The organism is Citrobacter sp. Cb023, from assembly GCF_030336805.1.
In the GTDB taxonomy this organism is placed as follows: Bacteria; Pseudomonadota; Gammaproteobacteria; order Enterobacterales; family Enterobacteriaceae; genus Citrobacter; species Citrobacter braakii.
Genome location: NZ_JAOWCV010000031.1, coordinates 13,822 through 39,436 on the forward strand (window position 1 = coordinate 13,822; position 25,615 = coordinate 39,436).

39 protein-coding genes are annotated in these 25,615 nt (G+C 51.9%); 12 read left to right on the top strand and 27 right to left on the bottom strand.

Going from position 1 to position 25,615, the window contains the following annotated elements; genetic code table 11:
* Positions 1-28: 28 nt before the first annotated feature.
* From secY to OGW44_RS06390, 24 genes are all read right to left on the bottom strand, one after another.
* Positions 29-1,360: a preprotein translocase subunit SecY gene (secY, locus tag OGW44_RS06275; protein ID WP_001118864.1), complete on the bottom strand. Its 1,332-nt coding sequence runs from the start codon at positions 1,358-1,360 to the stop codon at positions 29-31.
* 7 nt (positions 1,361-1,367) lie between these two features.
* The gene (gene rplO, locus OGW44_RS06280) at positions 1,368-1,802 is read right to left on the bottom strand and encodes a 50S ribosomal protein L15 (RefSeq protein ID WP_003031132.1); all 435 of its coding nucleotides are present in this window, start codon (positions 1,800-1,802) and stop codon (positions 1,368-1,370) included.
* A gap of 3 nt (positions 1,803-1,805) precedes the next feature.
* Positions 1,806-1,985 (bottom strand): 50S ribosomal protein L30, encoded by a 180-nt coding sequence (gene rpmD / locus OGW44_RS06285; RefSeq protein ID WP_001140434.1) that lies wholly within the window; start codon positions 1,983-1,985, stop codon positions 1,806-1,808.
* A 3-nt stretch (positions 1,986-1,988) separates the two neighbouring features.
* A complete protein-coding gene (rpsE, locus tag OGW44_RS06290) occupies positions 1,989-2,492 on the bottom strand; it encodes a 30S ribosomal protein S5 (RefSeq protein ID WP_003031131.1) in 504 nt (167 codons plus the stop codon).
* 14 nt (positions 2,493-2,506) lie between these two features.
* Positions 2,507-2,860, bottom strand: coding sequence for a 50S ribosomal protein L18 (gene rplR, locus OGW44_RS06295; RefSeq protein ID WP_000358960.1), 354 nt, complete (start codon positions 2,858-2,860; stop codon positions 2,507-2,509).
* Positions 2,861-2,869: 9 nt separating this feature from the next.
* Positions 2,870-3,403 carry a 50S ribosomal protein L6 gene (gene rplF, locus OGW44_RS06300; protein ID WP_003031129.1) on the bottom strand — a complete coding sequence of 178 codons (534 nt, stop codon included), beginning with the start codon at positions 3,401-3,403 and terminating at the stop codon, positions 2,870-2,872.
* A gap of 12 nt (positions 3,404-3,415) precedes the next feature.
* Positions 3,416-3,808 carry a 30S ribosomal protein S8 gene (rpsH, locus tag OGW44_RS06305; RefSeq protein WP_003031127.1) on the bottom strand — a complete coding sequence of 131 codons (393 nt, stop codon included), beginning with the start codon at positions 3,806-3,808 and terminating at the stop codon, positions 3,416-3,418.
* A gap of 30 nt (positions 3,809-3,838) precedes the next feature.
* Positions 3,839-4,144, bottom strand: a complete 306-nt coding sequence (rpsN, locus tag OGW44_RS06310; protein ID WP_003031125.1) for a 30S ribosomal protein S14 — start codon at positions 4,142-4,144, stop codon at positions 3,839-3,841.
* A gap of 14 nt (positions 4,145-4,158) precedes the next feature.
* Positions 4,159-4,698, bottom strand: a complete 540-nt coding sequence (gene rplE / locus OGW44_RS06315) for a 50S ribosomal protein L5 (protein ID WP_003031123.1) — start codon at positions 4,696-4,698, stop codon at positions 4,159-4,161.
* 14 nt (positions 4,699-4,712) lie between these two features.
* The gene (gene rplX / locus OGW44_RS06320) at positions 4,713-5,027 is read right to left on the bottom strand and encodes a 50S ribosomal protein L24 (RefSeq protein WP_003031122.1); all 315 of its coding nucleotides are present in this window, start codon (positions 5,025-5,027) and stop codon (positions 4,713-4,715) included.
* A 10-nt stretch (positions 5,028-5,037) separates the two neighbouring features.
* Positions 5,038-5,409: a 50S ribosomal protein L14 gene (rplN, locus tag OGW44_RS06325; RefSeq protein WP_000613954.1), complete on the bottom strand. Its 372-nt coding sequence runs from the start codon at positions 5,407-5,409 to the stop codon at positions 5,038-5,040.
* A gap of 163 nt (positions 5,410-5,572) precedes the next feature.
* Positions 5,573-5,827 (bottom strand): 30S ribosomal protein S17, encoded by a 255-nt coding sequence (rpsQ, locus tag OGW44_RS06330; protein ID WP_003031120.1) that lies wholly within the window; start codon positions 5,825-5,827, stop codon positions 5,573-5,575.
* Positions 5,827-6,018: a 50S ribosomal protein L29 gene (gene rpmC / locus OGW44_RS06335; RefSeq protein WP_000644742.1), complete on the bottom strand. Its 192-nt coding sequence runs from the start codon at positions 6,016-6,018 to the stop codon at positions 5,827-5,829. The genes rpsQ and rpmC overlap by 1 nt, the downstream gene beginning before the upstream one ends.
* Positions 6,018-6,428: a 50S ribosomal protein L16 gene (rplP, locus tag OGW44_RS06340; protein ID WP_000941212.1), complete on the bottom strand. Its 411-nt coding sequence runs from the start codon at positions 6,426-6,428 to the stop codon at positions 6,018-6,020. Before rplP ends, rpmC begins: the two co-directional genes overlap by 1 nt.
* A 12-nt stretch (positions 6,429-6,440) precedes the next feature.
* Positions 6,441-7,142: a 30S ribosomal protein S3 gene (rpsC, locus tag OGW44_RS06345; RefSeq protein WP_000529945.1), complete on the bottom strand. Its 702-nt coding sequence runs from the start codon at positions 7,140-7,142 to the stop codon at positions 6,441-6,443.
* Positions 7,143-7,159: 17 nt separating this feature from the next.
* Positions 7,160-7,492 (bottom strand): 50S ribosomal protein L22, encoded by a 333-nt coding sequence (gene rplV, locus OGW44_RS06350; protein WP_000448832.1) that lies wholly within the window; start codon positions 7,490-7,492, stop codon positions 7,160-7,162.
* A 14-nt stretch (positions 7,493-7,506) separates the two neighbouring features.
* Positions 7,507-7,785, bottom strand: coding sequence for a 30S ribosomal protein S19 (rpsS, locus tag OGW44_RS06355; RefSeq protein ID WP_001138115.1), 279 nt, complete (start codon positions 7,783-7,785; stop codon positions 7,507-7,509).
* Positions 7,786-7,801: 16 nt separating this feature from the next.
* Positions 7,802-8,623, bottom strand: a complete 822-nt coding sequence (rplB, locus tag OGW44_RS06360; RefSeq protein ID WP_016154746.1) for a 50S ribosomal protein L2 — start codon at positions 8,621-8,623, stop codon at positions 7,802-7,804.
* Positions 8,624-8,640: 17 nt separating this feature from the next.
* Positions 8,641-8,943 (bottom strand): 50S ribosomal protein L23, encoded by a 303-nt coding sequence (gene rplW, locus OGW44_RS06365; RefSeq protein WP_000617546.1) that lies wholly within the window; start codon positions 8,941-8,943, stop codon positions 8,641-8,643.
* The gene (gene rplD, locus OGW44_RS06370) at positions 8,940-9,545 is read right to left on the bottom strand and encodes a 50S ribosomal protein L4 (protein WP_003031119.1); all 606 of its coding nucleotides are present in this window, start codon (positions 9,543-9,545) and stop codon (positions 8,940-8,942) included. The genes rplW and rplD overlap by 4 nt, the downstream gene beginning before the upstream one ends.
* Positions 9,546-9,555: 10 nt before the next feature.
* A complete protein-coding gene (gene rplC, locus OGW44_RS06375) occupies positions 9,556-10,185 on the bottom strand; it encodes a 50S ribosomal protein L3 (RefSeq protein ID WP_003031117.1) in 630 nt (209 codons plus the stop codon).
* 32 nt (positions 10,186-10,217) lie between these two features.
* Positions 10,218-10,529, bottom strand: coding sequence for a 30S ribosomal protein S10 (rpsJ, locus tag OGW44_RS06380; protein WP_001181005.1), 312 nt, complete (start codon positions 10,527-10,529; stop codon positions 10,218-10,220).
* A gap of 206 nt (positions 10,530-10,735) precedes the next feature.
* The gene (locus OGW44_RS06385; RefSeq protein WP_185655141.1) at positions 10,736-11,119 is read right to left on the bottom strand and encodes a type II secretion system protein GspB, cryptic system variant; all 384 of its coding nucleotides are present in this window, start codon (positions 11,117-11,119) and stop codon (positions 10,736-10,738) included.
* Positions 11,119-12,633, bottom strand: a complete 1,515-nt coding sequence (locus tag OGW44_RS06390; protein ID WP_185655140.1) for a peptidoglycan-binding protein — start codon at positions 12,631-12,633, stop codon at positions 11,119-11,121. The genes OGW44_RS06385 and OGW44_RS06390 overlap by 1 nt, the downstream gene beginning before the upstream one ends.
* A 166-nt stretch (positions 12,634-12,799) precedes the next feature.
* On the opposite strand from OGW44_RS06390, the gene gspC reads away from it, so the two are divergent.
* The 12 genes from gspC to OGW44_RS06450 are packed head-to-tail and all read left to right on the top strand — an operon-like array spanning position 12,800 to position 23,567.
* The gene (gene gspC, locus OGW44_RS06395) at positions 12,800-13,597 is read left to right on the top strand and encodes a type II secretion system protein GspC (RefSeq protein ID WP_180837098.1); all 798 of its coding nucleotides are present in this window, start codon (positions 12,800-12,802) and stop codon (positions 13,595-13,597) included.
* A 17-nt stretch (positions 13,598-13,614) separates the two neighbouring features.
* Complete coding sequence (gene gspD, locus OGW44_RS06400) at positions 13,615-15,600, top strand: type II secretion system secretin GspD (RefSeq protein ID WP_185655139.1); 1,986 nt, start codon at positions 13,615-13,617, stop codon at positions 15,598-15,600.
* A gap of 6 nt (positions 15,601-15,606) precedes the next feature.
* Positions 15,607-17,097 (top strand): type II secretion system ATPase GspE, encoded by a 1,491-nt coding sequence (gspE, locus tag OGW44_RS06405; protein ID WP_185655138.1) that lies wholly within the window; start codon positions 15,607-15,609, stop codon positions 17,095-17,097.
* A complete protein-coding gene (gspF, locus tag OGW44_RS06410) occupies positions 17,094-18,305 on the top strand; it encodes a type II secretion system inner membrane protein GspF (protein WP_185655137.1) in 1,212 nt (403 codons plus the stop codon). Before gspE ends, gspF begins: the two co-directional genes overlap by 4 nt.
* A 9-nt stretch (positions 18,306-18,314) precedes the next feature.
* Positions 18,315-18,752, top strand: a complete 438-nt coding sequence (gspG, locus tag OGW44_RS06415; RefSeq protein WP_185655136.1) for a type II secretion system major pseudopilin GspG — start codon at positions 18,315-18,317, stop codon at positions 18,750-18,752.
* 5 nt (positions 18,753-18,757) lie between these two features.
* Entirely contained in the window at positions 18,758-19,249 is a 492-nt protein-coding gene (gspH, locus tag OGW44_RS06420; protein ID WP_046274613.1) for a type II secretion system minor pseudopilin GspH, read from the top strand.
* On the top strand, positions 19,246-19,632 hold the full coding sequence (gene gspI, locus OGW44_RS06425) for a type II secretion system minor pseudopilin GspI (RefSeq protein WP_185655135.1): 387 nt from the start codon (positions 19,246-19,248) through the stop codon (positions 19,630-19,632). The genes gspH and gspI overlap by 4 nt, the downstream gene beginning before the upstream one ends.
* The gene (locus OGW44_RS06430) at positions 19,616-20,188 is read left to right on the top strand and encodes a type II secretion system protein GspJ (RefSeq protein WP_053388942.1); all 573 of its coding nucleotides are present in this window, start codon (positions 19,616-19,618) and stop codon (positions 20,186-20,188) included. Before gspI ends, OGW44_RS06430 begins: the two co-directional genes overlap by 17 nt.
* On the top strand, positions 20,185-21,171 hold the full coding sequence (gspK, locus tag OGW44_RS06435) for a type II secretion system minor pseudopilin GspK (protein WP_049281765.1): 987 nt from the start codon (positions 20,185-20,187) through the stop codon (positions 21,169-21,171). Before OGW44_RS06430 ends, gspK begins: the two co-directional genes overlap by 4 nt.
* A gap of 10 nt (positions 21,172-21,181) precedes the next feature.
* Positions 21,182-22,327: a type II secretion system protein GspL gene (gene gspL, locus OGW44_RS06440; protein ID WP_185655134.1), complete on the top strand. Its 1,146-nt coding sequence runs from the start codon at positions 21,182-21,184 to the stop codon at positions 22,325-22,327.
* The gene (locus OGW44_RS06445; protein WP_053388944.1) at positions 22,324-22,791 is read left to right on the top strand and encodes a type II secretion system protein M; all 468 of its coding nucleotides are present in this window, start codon (positions 22,324-22,326) and stop codon (positions 22,789-22,791) included. The genes gspL and OGW44_RS06445 overlap by 4 nt, the downstream gene beginning before the upstream one ends.
* The gene (locus tag OGW44_RS06450; RefSeq protein WP_185655133.1) at positions 22,788-23,567 is read left to right on the top strand and encodes a prepilin peptidase; all 780 of its coding nucleotides are present in this window, start codon (positions 22,788-22,790) and stop codon (positions 23,565-23,567) included. The genes OGW44_RS06445 and OGW44_RS06450 overlap by 4 nt, the downstream gene beginning before the upstream one ends.
* 37 nt (positions 23,568-23,604) lie before the next feature.
* Here OGW44_RS06450 and bfr read toward each other — a convergent pair whose 3' ends face one another.
* The 3 genes from bfr to tuf all read right to left on the bottom strand — a co-directional run.
* Positions 23,605-24,078, bottom strand: a complete 474-nt coding sequence (gene bfr, locus OGW44_RS06455; RefSeq protein WP_016154761.1) for a bacterioferritin — start codon at positions 24,076-24,078, stop codon at positions 23,605-23,607.
* A 71-nt stretch (positions 24,079-24,149) separates the two neighbouring features.
* The gene (bfd, locus tag OGW44_RS06460; RefSeq protein WP_003031111.1) at positions 24,150-24,344 is read right to left on the bottom strand and encodes a bacterioferritin-associated ferredoxin; all 195 of its coding nucleotides are present in this window, start codon (positions 24,342-24,344) and stop codon (positions 24,150-24,152) included.
* Between the two features lie 185 nt (positions 24,345-24,529).
* Positions 24,530-25,615, bottom strand: a 1,086-nt coding sequence (gene tuf / locus OGW44_RS06465; protein WP_131348470.1) for an elongation factor Tu, incomplete at its 5' end; no start/stop codon positions are given.

Sequence of the window (25,615 nt, forward strand, 5' to 3'; positions counted from 1 at the left end):
TTACTCTCCGTAACTTCTCGGGCGACTGTTAACGGCCGTAGCCTTTCAGATTCGCCTTCTTCAATGCAGACTCGTACTGACTTGACATCATCAGAGTTTGCACTTGAGCCATAAAGTCCATAATCACGACAACAACGATAAGCAGTGAGGTCCCACCGAAGTAGAACGGTACTTTCATTGCATCACGCATGAACTCCGGGATCAGGCAGATAAAGGTAATGTAGAGCGCACCAACCAGAGTCAGGCGGGTCATTACTTTATCGATATACTTCGCCGTTTGCTCTCCCGGACGAATTCCTGGTACAAATGCACCGGACTTCTTCAGGTTATCTGCTGTTTCACGCGGGTTGAAAACCAACGCCGTGTAGAAGAAACAGAAGAATATGATTGCAGACGCATAGAGTAACACATAAAGCGGTTGCCCAGGCTGCAAATACAGCGAAATTGTTGTCAGCCAGTTCCAACCAGTCCCGCCCCCGAACCATGACGCGATGGTCGCTGGGAACAGAATAATACTGGAAGCGAAGATTGCCGGGATTACCCCCGCCATATTCACTTTCAGCGGTAAATGTGTGCTCTGTGCAGCATAGACACGACGACCTTGCTGACGTTTCGCGTAGTTTACCACAATGCGGCGTTGACCACGCTCAACAAATACAACAAAGAACGTCACTGCAAATACTAATACTGCAACCAACAGCAACACGAGGAAGTGCAGGTCGCCTTGACGCGCTTGCTCGATAGTATGGGCAATGGCTGGCGGGAGTCCCGCGACAATACCGGCGAAGATAATGATTGAGATACCGTTGCCGATACCACGTTCAGTAATCTGTTCGCCCAACCACATCAGGAACATCGTCCCTGTAACCAGACTTACAACAGCGGTGAAATAGAATGCAAAGCCTGGATTCATTACCAGGCCCTGCATACCAGGCATATTCGGCAGACCGGTAGCAATACCGATCGACTGGAATATTGCCAGCACCAGAGTACCGTAGCGGGTGTACTGGCTGATCTTACGACGACCAGACTCCCCTTCTTTCTTAATTTCTGCCAGCGTTGGATGAACCACCGTCAGCAGCTGGATAATAATCGACGCCGAAATATACGGCATGATCCCCAGAGCAAAGATAGAAGCACGGCTGAGAGCACCACCAGAGAACATGTTAAACATTTCAATGATGGTGCCTCGCTGTTGCTCAAGCAGTTTGGCAAGTACAGCGGCATCAATACCAGGGATCGGAATGAAAGAGCCAATACGGAACACAATCAGCGCGCCGATTACAAACAGCAGTCTGCGTTTCAGCTCGCCTAAGCCACCTTTGGCACTTTGAAAATCTAATCCCGGTTGTTTAGCCATCTGCTACTTATTCCTCGATTTTACCGCCAGCAGCTTCGATAGCAGCACGAGCGCCTTTAGTAACACGCAGGCCACGAACAGTTACCGGAGTAGTGACTTCACCAGCCAGAATCACTTTCGCGAACTCGATCTGGATACCGATAATGTTAGCTGCTTTCAGCGTGTTCAGGTCTACAACACCGCCTTCAACTTTAGCCAGGTCAGACAGACGAACTTCGGCTGTAATCGCTGCTTTACGTGAAGTGAAGCCGAATTTCGGCAGACGACGGTACAGAGGCATCTGACCACCCTCGAAACCGCGACGTACGCCACCGCCAGAACGAGACTTCTGACCTTTGTGACCACGACCACCGGTTTTACCGAGGCCAGAACCGATACCACGACCCAGGCGGCGAGCCGCTTTTTTAGAGCCTTCGGCCGGAGACAGAGTATTTAAACGCATCTCTTACTCCTCAACTTTAACCATGAAGGAAACCGCGTTGACCATACCACGAACAGCAGGAGTATCCTCGCGCTCTACGGTGTGACCAATACGACGCAGACCCAGGCCAAGCAGCGTTGCCTTATGTTTCGGCAGACGACCGATTGCACTGCGGGTTTGAGTAATTTTAATAGTCTTTGCCATGGTTTATTTCCCCAGAATTTCTTCAACGGATTTACCACGCTTGGCAGCGACCATTTCCGGAGATTTCATATTTTCCAGGCCATCGATAGTTGCACGAACCACGTTAATCGGGTTAGTAGAACCATACGCTTTAGCCAGAACGTTACGAACTCCAGCGACTTCCAGAACGGCGCGCATTGCACCACCGGCGATGATACCGGTACCTTCGGAAGCCGGCTGCATGAATACACGAGAACCCGTGTGAGTACCCTTAACCGGGTGCTGCAGGGTGCCGTGGTTCAGCGCGACGTTAATCATATTGCGACGGGCTTTTTCCATCGCTTTCTGGATCGCTGCTGGAACTTCACGCGCTTTACCGTAACCAAAACCAACGCGACCGTTACCATCACCAACTACAGTCAGAGCTGTGAAGGAGAAAATACGACCACCTTTAACGGTTTTAGATACGCGGTTAACCGCGATCAGCTTTTCCTGCAGTTCGCCAGCTTGTTTTTCGATGTGAGCCATCTTACACCTCTACCTTAGAACTGAAGGCCAGCTTCACGGGCAGCATCTGCCAGTGCCTGGACACGACCATGATATTGGAACCCGGAACGGTCAAAAGAAACATCTTTGATGCCTTTTTCCAGAGCGCGTTCAGCAACAGCTTTACCTACAGCTGCAGCAGCGTCTTTGTTACCGGTGTACTTCAATTGTTCAGCGATAGCTTTTTCTACAGTAGAAGCAGCTACCAGAACTTCAGAACCGTTCGGTGCAATTACCTGTGCGTAAATATGACGCGGGGTACGATGTACCACCAGGCGAGTTGCGCCCAGCTCCTGGAGCTTGCGGCGTGCGCGGGTCGCACGACGGATACGAGCAGATTTCTTATCCATAGTGTTACCTTACTTCTTCTTAGCCTCTTTGGTACGCACGACTTCGTCGGCGTAACGAACACCCTTGCCTTTATAAGGCTCAGGACGACGGTAGGCGCGCAGATCTGCTGCAACCTGACCGATCAGCTGTTTATCAGCGCCTTTCAGCACGATTTCAGTCTGAGACGGACATTCTGCAGTAATACCCGCAGGCAGCTGATGGTCAACAGGGTGAGAGAAACCTAAAGCCAGGTTTACTACATTCCCTTTAACCGCTGCACGATAACCTACACCAACCAGCTGTAGCTTCTTAGTGAAGCCTTCGGTAACACCGACAACCATTGCATTCAGCAGGGCACGCGCGGTACCAGCCTGAGCCCATCCATCTGCGTAACCATCACGCGGACCGAAGGTCAGTGCATTATCTGCATGATTTACTGCAACAGCATCGTTGAGAGTACGAGTCAGCTCGCCGTTTTTACCTTTGATCGTAATAACCTGACCGTTGATTTTTACATCAACGCCGGCAGGAATAACGACCGGTGCTTTAGCAACACGAGACATTTTTTCCTCCGATTAGGCTACGTAGCAGATAATTTCGCCACCAAGACCAGCCTGGCGCGCTGCACGATCAGTCATAACACCTTTAGAGGTAGAAACAACTGCGATACCCATGCCAGCCATAACTTTCGGCAGCTCGTCTTTACGCTTATAAATGCGCAGACCTGGGCGACTGACACGCTGAATGCTTTCTACAACAGCTTTACCCTGGAAATACTTAAGAGTAAGTTCCAGTTCCGGCTTGGTGTCGCCTTCAACTTTAAAATCTTCAATAAAACCTTCTTCCTTCAGCACGTTGGCAATTGCCACTTTCAGCTTGGAGGAAGGCATGGTGACCGCAGCTTTATTCGCGGCCTGACCGTTACGGATACGGGTCAGCATATCCGCGATCGGATCTTGCATGCTCATCTGTCTTTACTCCCGTGATTCAATTGGTAATTACCAGCTAGCCTTTTTCAAGCCTGGTACTTCACCGCGCATAGCGGCTTCACGCAGTTTGATACGGCTCAACCCGAACTTGCCCACATAGCCATGCGGACGACCTGTTTGACGGCAGCGGTTACGCTGACGGGACGGGCTGGAATCACGCGGCAGAGACTGCAGCTTGAGAACTGCGTTCCAACGATCTTCGTCGGTCGCGTTCACATCAGAGATAATAGCTTTCAGTTCAGCGCGTTTTGCGAAGTACTTATCAGCTAAAGCTACGCGCTTTACTTCGCGTGCTTTCATTGATTGCTTAGCCATTCAGTAACCCTACCTTACTTGCGGAACGGGAAGTCAAAGGCAGCCAGCAGAGCACGGCCTTCTTCATCAGATTTCGCAGTAGTGGTAATGGTAATATCCAAACCACGCACGCGGTCGACTTTATCGTAGTCGATTTCTGGGAAGATGATCTGCTCACGGACACCCATGCTGTAGTTACCACGACCGTCGAAAGACTTAGCGGACAAGCCACGGAAGTCACGGATACGTGGAACAGCAATAGTGATCAGGCGCTCAAAGAACTCCCACATGCGTTCGCCACGCAGAGTTACTTTACAGCCGATCGGATAGCCCTGACGGATTTTGAAGCCTGCAACTGATTTGCGTGCTTTGGTGATCAGCGGTTTTTGACCGGAGATTGCTGTCAGGTCAGCTGCTGCGTTATCCAGCAGTTTCTTGTCAGCGATCGCTTCACCAACACCCATGTTCAGGGTGATCTTCTCGACCCGAGGGACTTGCATGACAGAATTGTAGTTAAACTCAGTCATGAGTTTAGCGACTACTTCGTCTTTGTAGTAATCATGCAGTTTCGCCATCGTACTACTCCAAATTACTTGATAGTTTCGCTGTTAGATTTAAAGAAACGGACTTTTTTGCCGTCTTCGAATCTAAAGCCTACACGGTCAGCCTTGCCGGTTGCCGCGTTGAAGATAGCAAGGTTAGAGATCTGAATAGCTGCTTCTTTCTCTACAATGCCGCCTGGTTGGTTCAGGGCCGGAACCGGCTTCTGATGTTTCTTAACCAGGTTGATACCTTCAACAATGACCTTGCCGGAAGACAGGACATTCTTAACTTTACCGCGTTTACCTTTATCTTTACCGGTTAACACGATAACTTCGTCATCACGACGGATCTTCGCTGCCATGATTCGCTCCTTAGAGTACTTCTGGTGCCAGAGAGATAATTTTCATGAACTTCTCGTTACGAAGTTCACGAGTTACCGGCCCAAAAATACGCGTACCGATAGGTTGCTCGCTGTTATTGTTTAAAATAACGCATGCATTACCATCGAAGCGAATGACAGAACCGTCCGGGCGACGAACACCCTTCTTGGTGCGCACCACTACCGCCTTCAGCACATCACCTTTTTTGACCTTACCACGCGGAATTGCTTCCTTGATGGTGATCTTGATGATATCGCCGACGCCTGCGTAGCGACGGTGCGAGCCACCCAGAACCTTGATACACATTACGCGACGTGCACCGGAGTTGTCGGCGACGTTCAGCATAGTCTGTTCTTGGATCATTTTAGTGCTCCGCTAATGTCAACTACTACTGAGACCCGAAAATCAGGTCGTTAAAAAAGCCCCATATCGGGGGCGCGGCATTATAACACCGCTTCAACGATATGGGTAGAAAAAATAAACGGCTCATCGCTGAGCCGTTTATTCGTTGAGAATGCCTACTGTATTACAGAACGGCTTTCTCTACAACGCGAACCAGCGTCCAGGACTTAGTCTTGGACAGCGGACGGCATTCGCGGATTTCAACCACGTCACCAGTACCGCATTCGTTGTTCTCGTCATGTACGTGCAGTTTGGTCGTACGCTTAATGAATTTACCGTAGATCGGGTGTTTCACAAAACGTTCGATAGCAACAACGATGGATTTCTCCATTTTATCGCTAACAACGCGACCTTGCAGAGTACGGATTTTATCGGTCATTACGCACCCGCCTTCTCAGTCAGTAAAGTCTTAACGCGTGCGACATCACGACGCACTTGCTTCAACAGGTGAGACTGTTGCAGCTGGCCACTTGCAGCCTGCATACGCAGGTTGAACTGCTCACGCAGCAGATTCAGCAGCTCGGTGTTCAGCTCTTCAACACTCTTCTCACGCAGCTCTTTTGCTTTCATTACATCACCGTCTTAGTTACAAAGGTGGTTTTAATCGGCAGTTTCGCTGCTGCCAGCTTGAATGCTTCACGGGCCAGCTCTTCCGGTACGCCGTCCATTTCATACAGGACTTTACCCGGCTGAATCAAGGCAACCCAATACTCCACGTTACCTTTACCTTTACCCATACGCACTGCCAGCGGCTTTTCAGTGATCGGTTTGTCCGGGAATACACGGATCCAGATCTTACCTTGACGCTTAACTGCACGGGTCATAGCACGACGTGCTGCTTCGATCTGACGGGCAGTCAGACGACCACGGCCAACAGCTTTCAGACCGAAGCTGCCGAAGCTAACATCCGTACCCTGCGCCAGACCGCGGTTACGGCCTTTGTGCATTTTACGGAATTTTGTACGCTTTGGTTGTAACATCAGCGACGCTCCTTATTTACGGCCTTTACGCTGCTGCTTTTTAGGTTGCGCAGCCGGTTTTTCCGGTTGTTCAACAGCAGCCATACCACCCAGGATCTCGCCTTTGAAGATCCACACTTTAACGCCGATTACACCGTAAGTGGTGTGCGCTTCAGAGGTGTTGTAGTCGATGTCAGCACGCAAAGTGTGCAGAGGTACGCGACCTTCGCGGTACCATTCGGTACGTGCGATTTCCGCGCCGCCCAGACGGCCGCTAACTTCAACTTTAATACCTTTAGCGCCCAGACGCATTGCGTTCTGTACAGCACGCTTCATAGCACGACGGAACATAACACGACGTTCCAGCTGAGAAGTGATGCTGTCAGCAACCAATTTTGCATCCAGTTCAGGTTTACGCACTTCGGCGATATTGATCTGAGCAGGAACGCCAGCAATATCCGCTACGACTTTGCGCAGTTTTTCTACGTCTTCACCTTTCTTACCGATAACGATACCCGGGCGAGCGGTGTGAATGGTCACACGGATGCTCTTAGCCGGACGCTCGATAACGATACGAGATACAGACGCTTTAGCCAGTTCCTTAGTCAGGTACTGACGTACTTTAAAATCGCTGTCCAGGTTGTCAGCGAATTCTTTGGTGTTCGCAAACCAGGTTGAGTTCCATGGTTTTACAATACCCAGGCGAATACCATTAGGATGTACTTTCTGACCCATTGCTAGTCTCCAGAGTCTCAGCGATCGGACACAACCACAGTAATGTGGCTGGTGCGCTTCAGGATGCGATCTGCACGACCTTTTGCACGCGGCATAATGCGCTTCATGCTCGGGCCTTCGTCTACGAAAATTTTCGTAACTTTCAGATCGTCAATGTCAGCGCCATCGTTGTGTTCAGCGTTAGCAATGGCAGATTCCAGGACTTTCTTGACCAGTACAGCCGCTTTCTTATTGGTGTAGGTCAGAATATCCAGAGCCTGCGACACTTTCTTACCGCGAATCAGGTCTGCAACAAGGCGAACCTTCTGAGCAGAAGAACGAGCATGGCGATGTTGAGCTAAAGTTTCCATCTCTTCCTCCTACCTTATTTCTTCTTCGCTTTTTTATCAGCAGCATGGCCGCGATAAGTACGAGTCGGTGCGAATTCACCCAGTTTGTGACCGACCATTTCGTCGGAAACAAATACCGGAACGTGCTGACGACCATTATGGACAGCGATGGTCAAACCGATCATGTTAGGAAAGATCGTTGAACGACGGGACCAAGTGCGCAGGGGCTTCTTGTCTCCGCTTTCCACCGCTTTCTCTACCTTCTTCAGCAAGTGCAGGTCAATAAAAGGACCTTTCTTGAGAGAACGTGGCATGGCTTATCCTCTAAAATTATTTGCTACGGCGACGTACGATGAATTTATCAGTACGCTTGTTGCTGCGGGTCTTCTTACCTTTGGTCTGAACGCCCCACGGAGTTACCGGGTGCTTACCAAAGTTACGACCTTCACCACCACCATGTGGGTGGTCGACTGGGTTCATCGCAGTACCGCGAACGGTAGGACGAACACCACGCCAGCGTGCAGCACCTGCTTTACCCAGAACGCGCAGCATATGCTCAGCATTGCCAACTTCGCCCAGAGTTGCACGGCAGTCTGCTTCGACTTTACGCATTTCACCAGAACGCAGACGCAGGGTGACATAAGCACCATCACGAGCAACGATCTGAACGTAAGTACCAGCGGAACGTGCCAGCTGACCGCCTTTACCTGGTTTCATTTCTACGTTATGAACGGTAGAACCAACCGGGATATTGCGCATCGGCAGGGTGTTACCTGCTTTGATTGCAGCATCAACGCCAGATTGAACCTGGTCGCCAGCTTTCAGGCCTTTAGGGGCCAGGATGTAACGGCGTTCACCGTCTTTGTACAGAACCAGCGCGATGTTCGCGGAGCGGTTCGGATCGTACTCAAGACGTTCAACAACTGCCGGGATACCGTCTTTGTTGCGTTTGAAGTCAACAATACGATAAGCCTGCTTGTGACCACCACCGATGTGACGAGTGGTGATACGGCCATTGTTGTTACGACCACCGGATTTGCTGTTTTTTTCAACCAGCGGAGCAAAAGGTTTGCCCTTGTGCAGCTCTGGGTTGACCACTTTAACAACGTGGCGACGACCCGGAGATGTCGGTTTACATTTAACAACTGCCATTGTATTACTCCTCCGACTTACTCAGCGCCGCCGACGAAGTCCAGATTCTGGCCTTCCTTCAGGGTGACGTAAGCTTTTTTCCAGTCGCTACGACGACCGATACGCTGTCCGTGACGTTTAACTTTCCCTTTAACTACCAGGGTGTTAACGACTTCGACTTCGACTTCAAACAGTTTCTGCACAGCAGCTTTGATTTCTGCTTTGGTCGCGTCTTTAGCAACTTTGAGAACGATGGTGTTAGTTTTTTCCATCGCAGTAGACGCTTTTTCAGAAACGTGCGGTGCGCGCAGCACTTTCAGCAGACGTTCTTCACGAATCATGCCAGCATCTCCTCAACTTGCTTAACAGCATCAGCAGTCATTACGACTTTGTCGAAGGCGATCAGGCTAACCGGGTCGATACCAGTTGCATCGCGTACGTCAACCTTGTGCAGGTTGCGCGCAGCCAGGAACAGGTTTTCGTCCAGCTCACCGGTGATGATCAGCACATCTTCCAGAGCCATGTCTTTCAGTTTCTGTGCCAGCAGCTTAGTTTTAGGCGCTTCTACAGAGAATGATTCGACAACGATCAGACGATCCTGACGTACCAGTTCGGACAGAATGCTTTTCAGCGCGCCGCGGTACATCTTTTTGTTAACTTTTTGACTGTGGTCCTGTGGACGAGCAGCGAAGGTCACGCCACCTGAACGCCAGATCGGGCTCTTGATAGAACCTGAACGCGCACGGCCGGTACCTTTCTGGCGCCACGGCTTTTTGCCTGAACCAGTTACTTCAGCACGAGTCTTCTGAGCACGAGTACCCTGACGAGCACCAGCTGCATAAGCAACAACAACCTGGTGAACCAGCGCTTCGTTGAAATCACGACCGAAGGTAGTTTCGGAAACAGTCAGCGCGCTCTGCGCGTCTTTCAATACTAATTCCATTGCTATCCCCTTACGCCTTCACAGCTGGTTTAACGATCAGGTCGCAACCGGTCGCACCCGGAACACCACCTTTAACCAGCAGCAGGTTGCGCTCAGCGTCAACACGTACTACGTCCAGGCTCTGAACGGTTACACGTTCGTTGCCCAGCTGACCTGCCATTTTCTTGCCTTTAAACACTTTGCCCGGAGTCTGGTTCTGACCGATAGAACCCGGAACGCGGTGGGACAAGGAGTTACCGTGAGTAGCGTCCTGGGTACGGAAGTTCCAGCGCTTAACGGTACCAGCGAAACCTTTACCTTTAGAGGTACCGGTTACGTCAACTTTTTTAACGTCAGCAAACAGTTCAACGCTAATGTTCTGACCAACGGTGTATTCTTCACCATCTGCCAGACGGAATTCCCACAGGCCGCGGCCAGCTTCTACGCCAGCTTTAGCAAAGTGGCCAGCTTCCGGCTTAGTTACGCGGTTAGCTTTTTTAGCACCGGTGGTAACCTGAACAGCGCGATAGCCATCGTTAGCCAGATCTTTAACCTGAGTAACGCGGTTTGCTTCAACTTCGATAACGGTTACTGGGATAGATACGCCATCTTCAGTGAAGATGCGGGTCATACCCACTTTTTTACCGACTAAACCAATCATTGTATCAACCTCTCAATCGCTCGATGACCTGATTAACCCAGGCTGATCTGCACGTCTACACCGGCAGCCAGGTCCAGACGCATCAGAGCATCAACGGTTTTTTCAGTTGGCTCAACGATGTCAACCAGACGCTTGTGAGTACGGATCTCGTACTGATCACGCGCGTCTTTGTTGACGTGCGGGGAGATCAGAACGGTGAAACGCTCTTTGCGGGTCGGCAGCGGGATCGGACCACGAACCTGCGCACCAGTGCGCTTGGCAGTCTCGACGATTTCCGCGGTTGATTGATCGATCAGACGATGATCAAACGCTTTCAAACGGATACGGATTCTTTGGTTCTGCATGAGACCAGAGCTCCAATTATTTTATAGACGAAATAGTTACTCCTCAAACCCATTACGATTGATGGGAGAGTGTAACCGTTCTTACGTAGCCCCCTGATTGGGAGCGTTGTTGACGGTAAACCGCCACAGTTCATATCGAACTACCCGTCAGATTTGACAGGCTGGCGTATTATACGTATAGCCAGTACGGATGCAAGTGATTATGGCTATTTGCCATCGATTTCTCTCAGCGCTTGTTGCACACGTGAGCGCAATACTTCGCCATCCGGCACTTCCTGCCCGGACGCTTCATCATAGGGAATCTCTTCCAACATACTGTCACCCTCTTCGTTCTGGGTGGGTAAATCGATGCGTATCGGCAGAGGTTTCCGCTTAAAAATGTAATGCACATCCGAGAGTCGATACGCCTGAGAATCGGGCACTCCCTGCGTGGCGGTTGTCGGATGGCGCACCAGCCAGACATAATGTCCGTAGTAGCCGCACATTAGCATCAGGCTGACCCACAACAGCCAGCAACAGGAACGCAGCGCCTGCCGCCAGCGGCAACTCGACACTGTTTTCGCGTCAATGGGTTGATAGATGCGCATCATCACACTCGCTCCTTAGACGGCGCATGTGTTAGCACAGGTGCCGACTCATTGATTAATACCGGCGCGTCTCCAAGACTCTGACGCAGCCTTATCAGCGTCTCTTTTCCCGGCTTACCATCCACAGGCAAATTCTCCCGCTGCTGGAATGCTTTGACCTTTTCGATTAACCATGGCGTCCATGAGCCTGATTTATCGCCGGGAACGCCCAGTGCGCGGCTCAGCATCGTATCAAACCAGATGATGGTTTCCGCCGGACTCTTTTCACCGATCTGCATTTTCCTGTCAGGCGTTAAATTGAGCATCAGGGTATAATTTCCCTGCCAGTGCTTCGCCAGCCACTCCTGACTGACGATCCAGGTTTTATTATCAATGATAAGATCCAGCTCGTTTCCTGATACACGCATCACAACACCGTAGACCGGTTGTTTATCGATATTCAAATGCGCGATCCACGGCAACCCGCGCCTGATGAGGTTATCTAAACGTTCCTTGCCGCTTTCGCACACCAACTCAGCGCGATCAGCCTGGTCACACCATGCCTCGTCATGCGCTGTGTCGAATCCCCAGACGCTGAATAATTGCTGCATGGCATCGCGTAATCCTCCCCGTGCGTCGCCAATATCCGGCAGGTTTTCCTTTTTTTGCGTCATCGCCACCGTTAACCCGGCGGGCAGAGGAAGTTGAAGGGGAAAAACATCGACCGCCAGCCAGCCGAACGTCAAAGCCAGCGCAGCGTAAAGTCCGGGCAGTATTCCCTTGCGCAATACGCAAGAGCAGAGAGTAAATGTTTCCAGCAACAATCTTTCCTGTTGAGCGGTTAACACATCCGCTTGCCTGTCCGTTGCTATTTTTCTCGCCGCCCGGGCGATGCGCCTCAGCAACGCCAGGTTTCCCTGCACTGCCCGAACCGCTTTGCGCACAAATTCATGACGCATCCGCACAGGCTCGCCATCCGCCTCACACAGTTGCTGTTGATGCATAAAATCAAGATATTCATCGTCCGTCGGCGCAGCGATGATCGCCGATAGCGTAACACGCCGTTTAAGTCGTCGGTTACGCCTGAGCGCTTCGCCCCCCACCAGTAGCAAGCTGGCGCCAGCGTCAAATGAAGCCGCCAGATGACGGAAATTATCGACAAATGCCGGAAGATGTCTGGCGAGTGCGTCAGCATTATCAATGACAATTATTATTGGTTGCGCTGCCGGACTAAGGGCAGGCATCAGCGTTGACCAGAAACGGCTAATTCTCACATCTCGCCAGTCTGGCTGGAGTTTTCCGTGCGTACACGCCGTGTGTGTCAATTGACAGAAACCAGAGAAACCGGTGGCGGTAAACACCACTACCCTGCCGGGAAAATCCTTACCTAACTGATAAATAAGCGTCGATTTACCACACCCTGGTTTGCCGCATAATACGCCCACATCGCCAGCGCCCAACTCATGAATAAAGATATTCTTGATAAGGGTATGTTGCGAAAAAGAGTAAATTGCATACGGTAATTCGCGTTCAGTCATCGATAAGTTCCAGTAATTGATGCGGGCATTTAACTCATTATATGTCAGGTAAATATTATCAATTTTTTATATTTGAATTAAACGACATGTTCCGACGATTAAATTGAAAACCTGAAAGTAAGCCTATATCATGCTTCTCCCGAAAAGAACAGGCGTGCTATTAACAATGGATGTTATCGCGAAGCAATTTACCTTTATATTTAAGAGAAAGCGTAACGATATGCTGTACTGCGTTATGTTTTTTGTCGGTGTCATTGTTATTATTCATTCGTTATATGCCTATAGATTATTTATTGATTTTATCAATACGAAAAACAAAACCAGTCAATCAATAACGTCCGTTGTCCTCAGGCTGCCAATGAATTTACCGAAAAACAGTAGGGAAAACGCGACTGATAATAAAGAAGATGTCTCAATTAAAAATTCGATGCTCGATCTCCAGCTAAATGGCATTATTGCGAGCACGCTAAAAACACGTTCACAGGCTATTATCACCATTAATGAGAAAGCAAAATTTTACAGTACCGGAGATAAACTTGACGATCTCCCTGACGTAAAAATTACGGACATTGATAATAATAGCGTGACGATTGATAACAATGGCTCCCGGCAACGCATCGCTTTTATTGATGAGCCTGATATATTCTCCAGGGCACCGGCACCATCGCTGCCACATGACAGCGCGCCACATTCCCTCAGCGACATCATTATTACTAACTTTATCTATCAGCAGGAAGCGCTACAGGGCGTCAGATTAAACGCCCGTGGTCCGGTTGAACGTTTTATAGCAACCGGACTCAGGCCAGGCGATATTGCGATCAAAATGAACAACCATCCGCTAACTCAGGAAGCGTCAGCAAAAGCGGCACTACAGGAATTTGTAACCTTAAACTCTGCCCAGTTCACCGTAATACGAAACGGTCAGGAAGCGCTGGTGAATGTATCCGTTACTGAGAATGATTAACCTTAAGGACGACAAAATTGCGCAAAGGAATTAAAAAAACGGCTGCATGGATACTGGCGCTACAGTTTTGCTCCTTTCCATTTCAAACCATGTCAGCGCAATATTCGGCAAACTTCCAGGATGCGGATCTCCGGGAGTTTATTACCTCGGTCAGTAAGCAAATGGGCAAAACCATTCTGATCGATCCGTCCGTCCAGGGAAAAATCTCCGTTCGCAGCTTTGACAGTTTCAACGAGGAGGAATACTACCAGTTTTTTCTCAGCGTTCTCGATATCTACGGCTACTCGGTTATCACCCTGGATAACGGCCTGCTGAAGGTTGTTCGCTCCACAACGCTTAAGACCGCGCCGGGAAAAGTATTGGCACAGTCGCAACCGGCGGTCGGCGATGAATTTATCACCCGCGTCGTGGCGCTGAAAAATGTCCCGGTACGCGATCTGGCTCCGCTATTACGCCAGATGATGGACAGCGGCGGCATCGGCAACGTCGTACACTATGATCCTTCTAATGCGCTGTTGATCACCGGTAAAGCCAATATAGTCAATCGCATCCTTGAGGTTGTGAAACGGGTCGATGTTATCGGTACTCAGGAACGTGAGCTTATCAAACTGCGCTACGCCTCGGCAGTTGATTTATCTGACGTAATTAACAGCCTGATTCGCGAAGAGTCAAAGGAAAACCCAACGCAGATCCTGCTGCCTAAAATTGTCGCCGACAAGCGCACCAACGCCCTTCTTATCAGCGGGCCGGACAATGTGCGCCAGCGGATGAAATCTTTAATCGCTAAACTGGATATCGAACAGACCACGCAGGGCAATACTCGCGTGTTCTATTTGAAATACGCCAAAGCCACTAAAATCGTTGAAGTGCTGACCGGCGTGTCAACCAAACTGACGGAAGACAAGCAGTCGTCTTCGCAGAGCGTGGCTACCCCTTCCCGGGATGTCTCGATTAACGCCGATGAACAAACCAACTCGGTGGTCATTACCGCAGACCAGAGCACCATGCAGGAGCTGGAAAAAGTCATCGCTCGTCTGGATATTCGCCGCGCACAGGTACTGGTTGAAGCCATCATTGTGGAAGTCCAGGATGGAAACGGCCTGAATCTTGGCGTGCAGTGGGCCAACAGCAACGTCGGCGGTCAGCAGTTTACCAAAACGGGGCTGCCGATTTTCGACGCCTCAAGAGGCGCGCGCCAGTTTGATAAAAATGGTTCGATGACCAGCGACAACCCTATCGCCAGCGCGTTAAGCAGTTTTAACGGCCTGGCGACGGGCTTCTTTGAGGGGGACTGGAGCGTCCTGCTCACCGCGATCTCCTCCGACAACAAAAACGATATCCTCGCCACCCCCAGCATTGTGACGCTGGATAACAAAGAAGCATCGTTTAATGTCGGCCAGGATGTGCCGGTGCTTTCCGGCTCGCAAACGACCTCCGGCGACAACGTCTTTAATACGGTCGAACGTAAAACCGTCGGCACCAAACTGAAGGTCACACCGCAAATCAACGAAGGCGACGCGGTGCTGATGGAGATCGAGCAGGAGGTGTCGAGCGTCGATACCGCCTCCGGTAACGCCAGCGATCTCGGTCCGACGTTCAACACCCGTACTATCCAGAATGCCGTGCTGGTCAAAAGTGGCGAAACCGTGGTGCTGGGTGGCCTGCTGGATGATTCAAGCAAAGAGCAGGTTTCCAAAGTACCGCTGCTGGGCGATATCCCTGTTCTCGGACAGCTATTCCGCTACACCTCAACGGAAAATGCGAAGCGTAATTTAATGGTCTTTATCAGGCCGACCATTATTCGCGACGACGAGGTTTATCGTTCGCTCTCAAAGGATAAGTACACCCGATTTCGTGATTTACAGCAGCAGCGTATTGATAAGCAATCCAGTGGATTGGTCGGCGTGAAGGACGAAGAACGCCCGATGCTTAAAGAGCTGAATTTCGATGTGCCGACCGACGCGCCCAACGACCAGCCATCGCGCAATCCCTTCCGGGAATGATCCAACATGACTGACTTATGGACGCGCATTCCTCCCCAGCATCCTCTGCCGCTTAATTACGCACAGGGGCAAAAATTTGGTATCGCGGTCGCGGTGGATGAATTGTTCTACCGCACCGACACGCCGCTGGAAAACGTGCTCGAGGCCAGCGTTGCCTGTCAGCGCTTCAGCCGCCTGACGCCAGCGCAATTTGACGACCACCTGGAGCAACTTTTCCAGCACGGCGCCGGAGAGTCCCGGCAGATTGCCCAGGATATCGATCAGGAGATCGACCTGACGGCGCTGAGCGAGGAGTTACCCGACAACGCCGATCTGCTCAGTGATGAAAACGACGCACCGGTTATCCGACTGATCAACGCGGTCCTTCATGAAGCCGTGAGGGAAGGCGCGTCGGATGTGCATATCGAAACCTTCGAAAAATCTCTGGTGGTGCGTTTTCGTATCGACGGCGTCCTTAAGCCAGTCCTTCAGCCCGCTAAAAAACTGGCGCCGCTGCTGATTTCGCGTATCAAAGTAATGGCACGACTGGATATTGCCGAAAAACGACTGCCGCAGGATGGGCGTATTTCCCTGCGCCTCGGACGCAAAAATATTGATGTCCGCGTTTCGACGTTACCCTCGCAGTATGGCGAAAGAGCCGTGCTGCGTCTGCTGGATAAAAACAGTCTGCGCCTGACGCTGGAGAATATGGGGCTATCGGCGGTGGATAGCCTGCGGCTGAAGGGTTTAGTACAGCAGCCGCACGGCATCATTCTTGTCACCGGCCCGACGGGGTCGGGAAAAAGCACCACGCTGTATGCGATTCTCGCCGAGCTGAATTCCCCCCAGCGTAATATCCTGACCGTCGAAGATCCCATCGAGTACGAGCTGGAAGGCGTCGGACAAACCCAGGTAAACAGCCGGGTGGATATGTCTTTCGCCAGGGGACTGCGCGCCATCCTGCGCCAGGATCCGGACATCGTCATGGTCGGCGAAATTCGTGACGCCGAAACCGCGCAGATAGCGGTTCAGGCATCGCTCACCGGACATCTGGTGCTTTCCACCCTGCACACTAACAGCGCCTGCGGTGCGATTACCCGATTACGGGATATGGGCGTCGAACCTTTCCTGCTCTCATCATCGCTAAGCGGCGTTATCGCCCAACGCCTGGTGCGTCGCCTCTGTCCGGCCTGCCGCGTGCATGCTCCCATTCCTGACTCTCAGAAATCCCTCCTGCACGCGCTCGATCCCACCGCTCAGGCAATCTGGCAGGCTTGCGGATGCGGCGAATGTCGGGGAACTGGCTATCAGGGGCGACTGGCGATTCATGAAATTATGCTGGTGGATAAAACTATGCGCAGCATCATCCATCGCGACGCCGATGAACACGCCCTGGAGCAGTGCCTGCGCCAGCAAAGCCGGAGCCTGCGGGACAACGGCCTGCTGCGCGTGCTGGCAGGCGAGACCACGCTTGAGGAAGTCATGCGCGTCACCTCTGCGCAAGAGGATTCGCGATGAAATATCAGTGGCAGGCAATGGATGACAGCGGCACGACTCACCGTGGAACGCTGGATGCCGCCAGCAGCAAAGAGGCGCGCGAGGCGCTACGCGCCCAGGGTCTGCACCCGCTGGTGTTAAATGAGAAAAAGGTCATTTCGCTGTTACGGACGGTAAAAAAAACGCCTCGTTTACGGCTTAGCGGCAGTGAACTGGCGCTGTTCACCCGTCAGCTCGCCACGCTGGCCAACGCTTCGCTACCGCTTGAAGAGGCGCTGTTCGTTATTGGCCGGCAGAACAAAAATAATAAACTGGGGCTGGTGCTACACGACCTGCGCGAACGGATCCTCGCCGGACATACGCTTTCCGAATCGCTGGCCGCCTGGCCGCGGATCTTCGATTCCGTTTACCGCACGCTGGTGAAAGCCGGTGAAAAAAGCGGACAGCTCGGCTGTGTGCTGGAAAAGCTGGCTGACTACAATGAGTTACGCCAGGCAACACGCAGTAAACTCATCCAGTCACTGATTTATCCTTCTCTGCTGACCAGCGTGGCGATCGCCGTCGTCGCTATCCTGCTCACCACCGTAGTACCCAAAATCGTCGAGCAGTTTCTGCATATGAAAGAAGCGCTGCCAATGTCCACGCGCGTGTTGCTGGCAATCAGCGATGCCATGCGCCACTACGGATTGTGGGTAATCGCATTGCTGCTGATTGCCTTTTTCCTGTTTCGCCACTGGCTCACCCGCCCCGGCAAACGGCATCTGCTTGACCGCTGGCTTCTTGATTTCAAACTCAGTCGCGCCCTGCTGCGCGCTATCCACTGCGCCCGTTATTTGCGCACTCTGAGCATTCTTAATATCAGCGGCGTTCCGCTGCTGGAAGGGATGACGCTGGCAACCGAAGGCATCGGTAACCGAGAAATTAGTCAGCGGCTGGGTCAGGCTGCGGAGCGCGTGCGCCAGGGTTCAGGCTTTCATCTCGCCCTGGAAAAATGCGATCTCTTCCCGCCGATGATGCTCTACATGATTGCCTCCGGGGAAAAAAGCGGCCAACTCAGCGAGCTAATGGCGCGCGCCGCCGACCAGCAGGAAACACTGCTACAAAACCGAATTGCGCTGACGCTGGCGCTGTTTGAACCCGCGCTGATTATTACGATGGCGATGATTGTGCTGTTCATCATCATCTCGGTTCTGCAACCCATTTTGCAACTCAACTCATTGGTAAGTTAAGGATAAAACGTGAATAGTGATGCACATAAGCAGCGAGGATTTACGCTGCTGGAGATAATGGTGGTGCTGGTTATTTTGGGCATCCTCGCAAGCCTGGTCGTCCCCAGTTTAATGGGCAATAAAGACAAAGCCGATCACCAGAAAGCCGTCAGCGACATCGTGGCGCTGGAGAATGCGCTGGATATGTACAAACTGGATAACTATCGCTATCCGCTGACGGCGCAGGGGCTAAAGGCGCTGGTCGAAAAACCGACCGCCAGCCCAATCCCGGAAAATTACAACGCAAAGGGATATATCAAGCGTCTGCCACAGGATCCCTGGGGTAATGAGTATCTGCTGGTTAGCCCTGGTGAACACGGCGATTACGATATTCTCTCCGCAGGTCAGGACGGTGAACCCGGCACCGCTGACGACATTACTAACTGGGAACTGGGTAAAGCGAAATAATCGGAATGAGGCAGAAGGGATTCACGCTACTGGAAGTCATTCTGGTGCTGACGATTATCGCGCTTGGCGCCTCGCTGGTGATGATGACCTACGGGCGACAAAATGATACCGCGAAAGCTATTACTGCAGCCGAACAGCTGGCGGCGCTGACTGAATATGCCGCTGACTGGTCAACCATGGAGGACCGCAGTACCGGCATCGAGATCCGCGAACAAGGCTGGCGCATCGTCACACCGATTGGCAATCGCTGGCAGACGCCAACCCGGTTCTATCGCCTGGCGACCGAGGGCAAGTGGGAAAATGACTGGCAGGTGGCTCTGTTCCCGGCGTCGCTCGCCAGGCAATCCGTCGGCACGCCGCAAATTCTGATTCACCCGGACGGTGAAATTACGCCGTTTACGCTACACATCCGCAGCCGTAAAAATAACAGGCTGCTGTTCACGCTCGCCAGCACCGGCGGGCTGCCGCTGGTGCTCACCCGAGGCGAAAGCCGATGAGCCAAAGGCAATTAGGAATGACGCTTCTGGAAGTGCTGCTGGCGATATTCATTTTCGCCACCTGCTCCCTCGCGCTACTCAACAGCCTGCACGGTCAGGTTAGCGCCACCGCAAAAATGGAAGAACAGGTGCTTGCCGGTTGGGTAGCGGATAATGTGCTCAAAACCTATCAACTGGCCGGGCAGAGCCCCGCTAAAACCGCCACGGGCAGCAGCATAATGGGTAAACGCCGCTGGGCCTGGTCGTTGACAGTCTCACCCGCCGATGCTTCTGGCCTCAGCATCTGGACAGCAGACGTCGCTCTTGAGGACAAACAGCAGATCCGCCTGCAGCGCTTTATCCCCTCGCCGCAAGGAGGACCGCAAAATGTCTCCCCGCCCTGAGAAACAGCGCGGCTTTACCCTGCTGGAAGTTTTACTGGCTATTGCCCTGTTCGCCACGCTCAGCCTGCTGACGGCGCAGATGCTGACGACGACAATTGACAGTAACGAGCAGACCAAAAAGCATCAGCAGCGTTTTTCCGCCATCGTGCGTACCGTCAATTTGCTGGATAAAGATATCCGACAGCGGGTGCCGGTAACCGAATTGCAGGGCGAAAAAGAGACTCTGATGCTGACGACAGCCAGCAGTAACCGTTATCCTGGCGCCTGCTGCGCGCCCGATATCCAGCGAGTTCAGTGGTATCTGCAGGATCATACTTTATACCGCACGCTCTGGCGCTACCCGGAAGATAGAACCCCGGCCATCACTCAGCCGATGCTCAATGGTGTGAACGCCTTCACGTTGCGTTATTACAACGGTAAAGAGAAAGCGTGGACGGACACGGCGAAAATTCCATCTCCTGGCGCGATGGAAGTCACTCTCAAACTTGCTGATTCCGGCACGATAACTCGTCTGACGCTGTTGCCAGAGAACCGCCAGCCAGGAGAACAGCAATGACCCGGCAAAAGGGCGTGGCGCTGCTGGTAGTGCTGATGATCCTGGCAATTATGGCGGCGCTGGCCAGCGAAATGACCGTGCGCTACCAGATCAACCTCAAACGTACCAGCTACACCCGGATGCGGCTACAGCAAAACTGGCTGGCAGAGCTGGCTGAAAGCCAGGCCATGCGTATTCTTGAACAGGACCTGCGGGATAATGAGAAATACCTCACTCACGAGCAGCTCTGGGCGCAGCCGCAGCGTATTCAGCTCGCCAGCGGCGATGTTGTTAGCTGGCAGATATCTGACGAGCAGGCCTGTTACAACATTAATGCGCTGATTAACGCCCCGACCGATCGAATGAAAGAGCCGCCCGCCAGCGTGAGCGTCTTTCTGGCGCTGCTGGACAACGTTGGCGTCACCAATGCCCAAGCTGAGGCGCTGGTTGATGCTATCGCCGACTACATCGATAACGACGATATCCCACGCGCCTCCGGTGCCGAAAATGAGTATTACCAGACAAGTAACGACCCCCACACCATTGGCGGACGACGTATCTGGTCAATCAGTGAGCTCAAACAAATCAAAGGGATGACGCTTTCTCTTTACCAGCAAATCTCCCCGCTACTCTGCGCGCTGCCTGATGATGAGCTAAAAATCAACATCAACACCCTGACGCGCCGAGATGCACCGTTGCTTGCGGCGATGCTCAATAATGCTGTCCCGCCACGCGAGATTGAGCGCTTTTTTGATACCCCGCGCAAAGGACGCAAAATCAGCATTGAGACGTTGTTAAAGACATTCGATAAGGATAATCCGGCTCATAAGCTGTCGCAGACCACATTCAAAAGCATTGCGGTGGCGACCAGTCGTTACTTCCGCCTTGAAACGACTATCGAACAGGGCGATAGCGCCGGGAGCACCATCAGCCAGCTGGAATACGATCCCAAAAGAAAGGCTCTGTTTATTACAGCCCGCAAAAGCGTGGCGCGCGACCATTAAAGGGAACTAAATGACGCCAGACACATTACTGCTACGTCCGCTGCCGGGAAAACTGGAATGGTGCTGCCCCAACGAGGCACAACTTCCGGTTATTGTTGAACAGGCGGATTACCTCCAGCCGAACGCGCTGACCGACCTGCCGGATGCCGGTAACGCCTGCCTGTTCCTGTCACCTGATTATTTCTGTTTTCGTCGCGTCGAATTACCGACGGAAAACTACAAAATCAGTGAACAAACGCTGGGCTGGCTGGTGGAGGACGCCGTTGTCGGTGATACAGACAGCCTGCACTGGACGGTTCTCACCAGAGAAGAAAACACGCTCCATCTCGCCGGGATCGCCAGGACCACGCTGAACGATCTATTGACGACTTTCCACACAGCTGGCGTGACGTTGACGTATATCGTTCCGGATGGTTTCTGGCTGCCGTATGTCACGGATAGCTGGAGTCTGCTAAAACAAGATGAGCGATGGTTAATCCGTTACGACACGTGGAAAACAGGCGTGCTGAGTGAGGCACTGCTCATGCATTTACTTGCCAGCCATACAGAGCAGAAAATCATCAGCGCCAGCCCGCTTCCTGTGCCTCACGCTTATGTCGAATACCTTGACTGGCAGCCACCGCTGGCGTGCGCCTGCAATAGCGATAATATTCAGGACATTAACGTATTACACGGCAGCTTCCGCCCTTTGCCTCCGACACAACCGACCCCGCGTCTGCTGAAATATGCCGCCATAGCAACATTTGCCCTGGCAATAGCGCTCTTCTCAGGGCTGAAAGGGGTGATGCTCTGGCAGCTTCATCAACAGAAACAGGCACTCTCAGCGGAAGGTGCCACCCTGTGGAACCGCTATTTCCCAGGTGATAACCGCAACAGCAATTTTAAATATTTCTTCGAATCGTCCGCGAGGGATCGCTATCCGGATGTGCTGACGTTACTGACTCAGCTTCAGACCCGATTAAGCACATTGCCGGGGCTTACCATCCGCGAGGTCAACTACCGGCTCGAACAACGCCTTTTTACCCTGACGCTCAACGTTCGCGATCCGGAACATCTTCGCCGCTTTATGGTGCAGACAAACGACGAATTTATCCTGACTCAACCGCCAGAAGGGACGACAGGTAGCGTCCGGCTGACCCTGAAGGAGCGCAAATGAATATGAATAGCTGGTGGAGCGAAAAAAACGGCAGAGAGCAACGCAGTCTGATATTCCTCGCCGTTTTCTGTCTGCTGGCGGGATTCTGGTACGGCGTGGTTCAGCCCCTGGATAACGCTATTTCACAGCAGAGGCAGGAAAATGATCGTCTCAGGAGTGAGATCCTGTGGGTAAATGAGGCGATTCAGCGTCGCGGATTAGTTGCCAGTAGACCGGGCACAAAGACCGATCCGGCACTGATACAATATAGCGCGCAGCAGGCAGGTCTGAATATCAGCGTTGTGACATCCACTCCCGATCATTTTGCGATCTCGCTTCCCGTTGTCAAAACCGAACCATTATTTGCGTGGCTTAATACCCTACAAAATGAGGGAATACAGGTTTCGCAACTCACGTTTAGCGCCCGCCCGGTCGCCGGGGAGATTGCGGTGGAAGCCCTTGAACTCTATCCGGTGGGGAAATGACGGAACTCATTAACATTGCAGCAATGGCATTTGTCGGGCTGATAGTCGGCAGCGTTATGAATGTAGTGGTTTATCGACTGCCGATCATGATTGAGCATCGGCACAGCGAAACATGGAATATCGCCTGGCCTCCGTCGCACTGTCCGCACTGCCAGCACAGGCTATCGGTGCGTAACACTATTCCACTATTCAGTTGGCTGTGGCAGCGGGGGCGTTGCCAGGCCTGCGCTAAGCCAATTTCATGGCGTTACCCACTGACTGAACTGGCGTGTTCTTGTGTTTTTGCGCTTATCGCCGCGTTTGTCCCTTCAATGTCTGATGCGATTGCCATCATGACGCTGTTCTGGTTTATTTTCGCACTGGCGCAAATTGATCTCCGGACGTACCTGCTGCCGGATGTGCTGACGCAGCCGCTGCTCTGGCTCGGTCTGATGTATCACAGCGTTTACGACAGAGAGATGTTATCCGACGCGCTGTACGGCGCTGTCGCTGGCTATCTGACGCTATGGTTGGTCTGGTGGGGATGCAAAATACTCGCGGGCAAAGAGGGCATCGGCCTGGGTGACGCTAAGCTACTGGCAGCGATGGGTGCCTGGTGTGGATGGCCAGCGCTACCGCCCATTTTACTCGCTGCATCATTGCTGGGCATTGTCTGGTGGCTGATCCTATGCCTTACCCGAAGGACGTCGATACCGCTTATCGCGTTCGGTCCGTGGCTTGGACTGGCAGGCTGGTTGATTTTCAGCGCGCAAAGCTCAGGTGTTATCGGGTACTGAAAGGAGCGGCAGGTCTGCCGCTCTGCAAAGTTTGCGTCTACGCTTCGCGAATCTGTGCCTGAAGATAGTTCTGGAGTCCCATCTTCTGGAGCAGATCCAGTTCCGTTTCCAGCCAGTCAATGTGACCTTCTTCATCAGCAAGGATTTCGATCATCATATCCCGGCTAACGTAGTCATGGACGCTGTCGGCATAGGCAATAGCTTCACGTAAATCTTTAGCCCCATCGAGTTCGAGTCGAAGATCGGATTGCAGCATCTCTTCAACATCTTCGCCTATACCCAACTTACCAAGATCCTGTAAGTTTGGGAGCCCTTCTAAGAATAAAATACGCTCGATATATTTATCAGCGTGTTTCATCTCATCGATAGATTCATGGTACTCAACATCATTGAGGCGAGTCAGTCCCCAGTTTTTGAACATACGAGCATGGAGAAAATACTGGTTGATTGCGACAAGCTCATTTCCCAATAGTTTATTGAGATAATTTATGATTTTAACATCACCTTTCATTTTATAGTCCCTCCGCTTCCACTCTTAGAGCGTAGATGGGGCTACAGGGATGTCAAAAAAAAGAGTGTGACTTAGGCGATCTCTTTAAATTCTGGCATTTGCGTTAATTCATCCTGCATGACTTCGCGGGCAGCACGAATGCACTTACCGCATTGATTTCCAACAGGAATAAATTTACGCAATTGCTGAAAGGACTGAGGATGAAACTGGCGAACAGCCTGACGTATTTTTTTATCACTTATCGCATTACACAAACAAACGTACATGATCGCTCCCGTTCAATTTCTGCGCAAAGTGTAAATGAGAATAGTTATGATTACAATAGCACAACGCTATTTACGCAGCGGGAGAATGAATGAAAAATGCGAATAAATATGACAACTGCTAAATAGCGGACAGCAAAAAGGGCGCCGAAGCGCCCTTTTTAAGCTCAAAGCTAATTAATCAATAATTAGCTCATTACTTTAGCAACAACGCCCGCACCAACAGTACGGCCGCCTTCACGGATTGCGAAACGCAGACCGTCGTCCATCGCGATTGGGTGGATCAGGGTAACAACCATTTTGATGTTGTCGCCCGGCATTACCATCTCAACGCCTTCCGGCAGTTCGATGGTACCAGTCACGTCAGTAGTACGGAAGTAGAACTGCGGACGGTAGCCTTTGAAGAACGGAGTATGACGGCCGCCTTCATCTTTGGACAGAATGTACACTTCAGATTCGAACTTGGTGTGCGGCTTGATAGAGCCCGGCTTAGCCAGGACCTGACCACGTTCGATTTCTTCACGTTTGATACCACGCAGCAGAACACCAACGTTCTCACCAGCACGGCCTTCGTCCAGCAGTTTGCGGAACATTTCAACGCCAGTACAGGTAGACTTAGCAGTCTCTTTGATACCAACGATTTCAACTTCTTCACCAACTTTGATGATACCGCGTTCTACACGACCGGTAACAACGGTACCACGACCGGAGATGGAGAATACGTCTTCGATAGGCAGCAGGAACGGCTTGTCAATCGCACGCTCTGGTTCCGGGATGTAAGAATCCAGGAAGCCAGCCAGTTCGATGATTTTCGCTTCCCACTCTGCTTCGCCTTCCAGCGCTTTCAGAGCAGAACCACGAACGATCGGAGTGTCGTCGCCCGGGAAATCGTACTGAGACAGAAGTTCACGAACTTCCATTTCTACCAGTTCCAGCAGCTCTTCGTCATCAACCATGTCGCATTTGTTCAGGAACACGATGATGTACGGAACGCCTACCTGACGACCCAGCAGGATGTGCTCACGAGTCTGCGGCATCGGGCCGTCAGTCGCAGCAACAACCAGGATCGCGCCGTCCATCTGCGCAGCACCGGTGATCATGTTTTTAACATAGTCGGCGTGGCCCGGGCAGTCTACGTGTGCGTAGTGGCGAGTCGGGGTGTCATATTCAACGTGAGAGGTGTTGATGGTGATACCACGAGCTTTTTCTTCCGGCGCGTTATCGATCTGGTCGAATGCACGAGCAGCACCGCCGTAGGTTTTAGCCAGTACGGT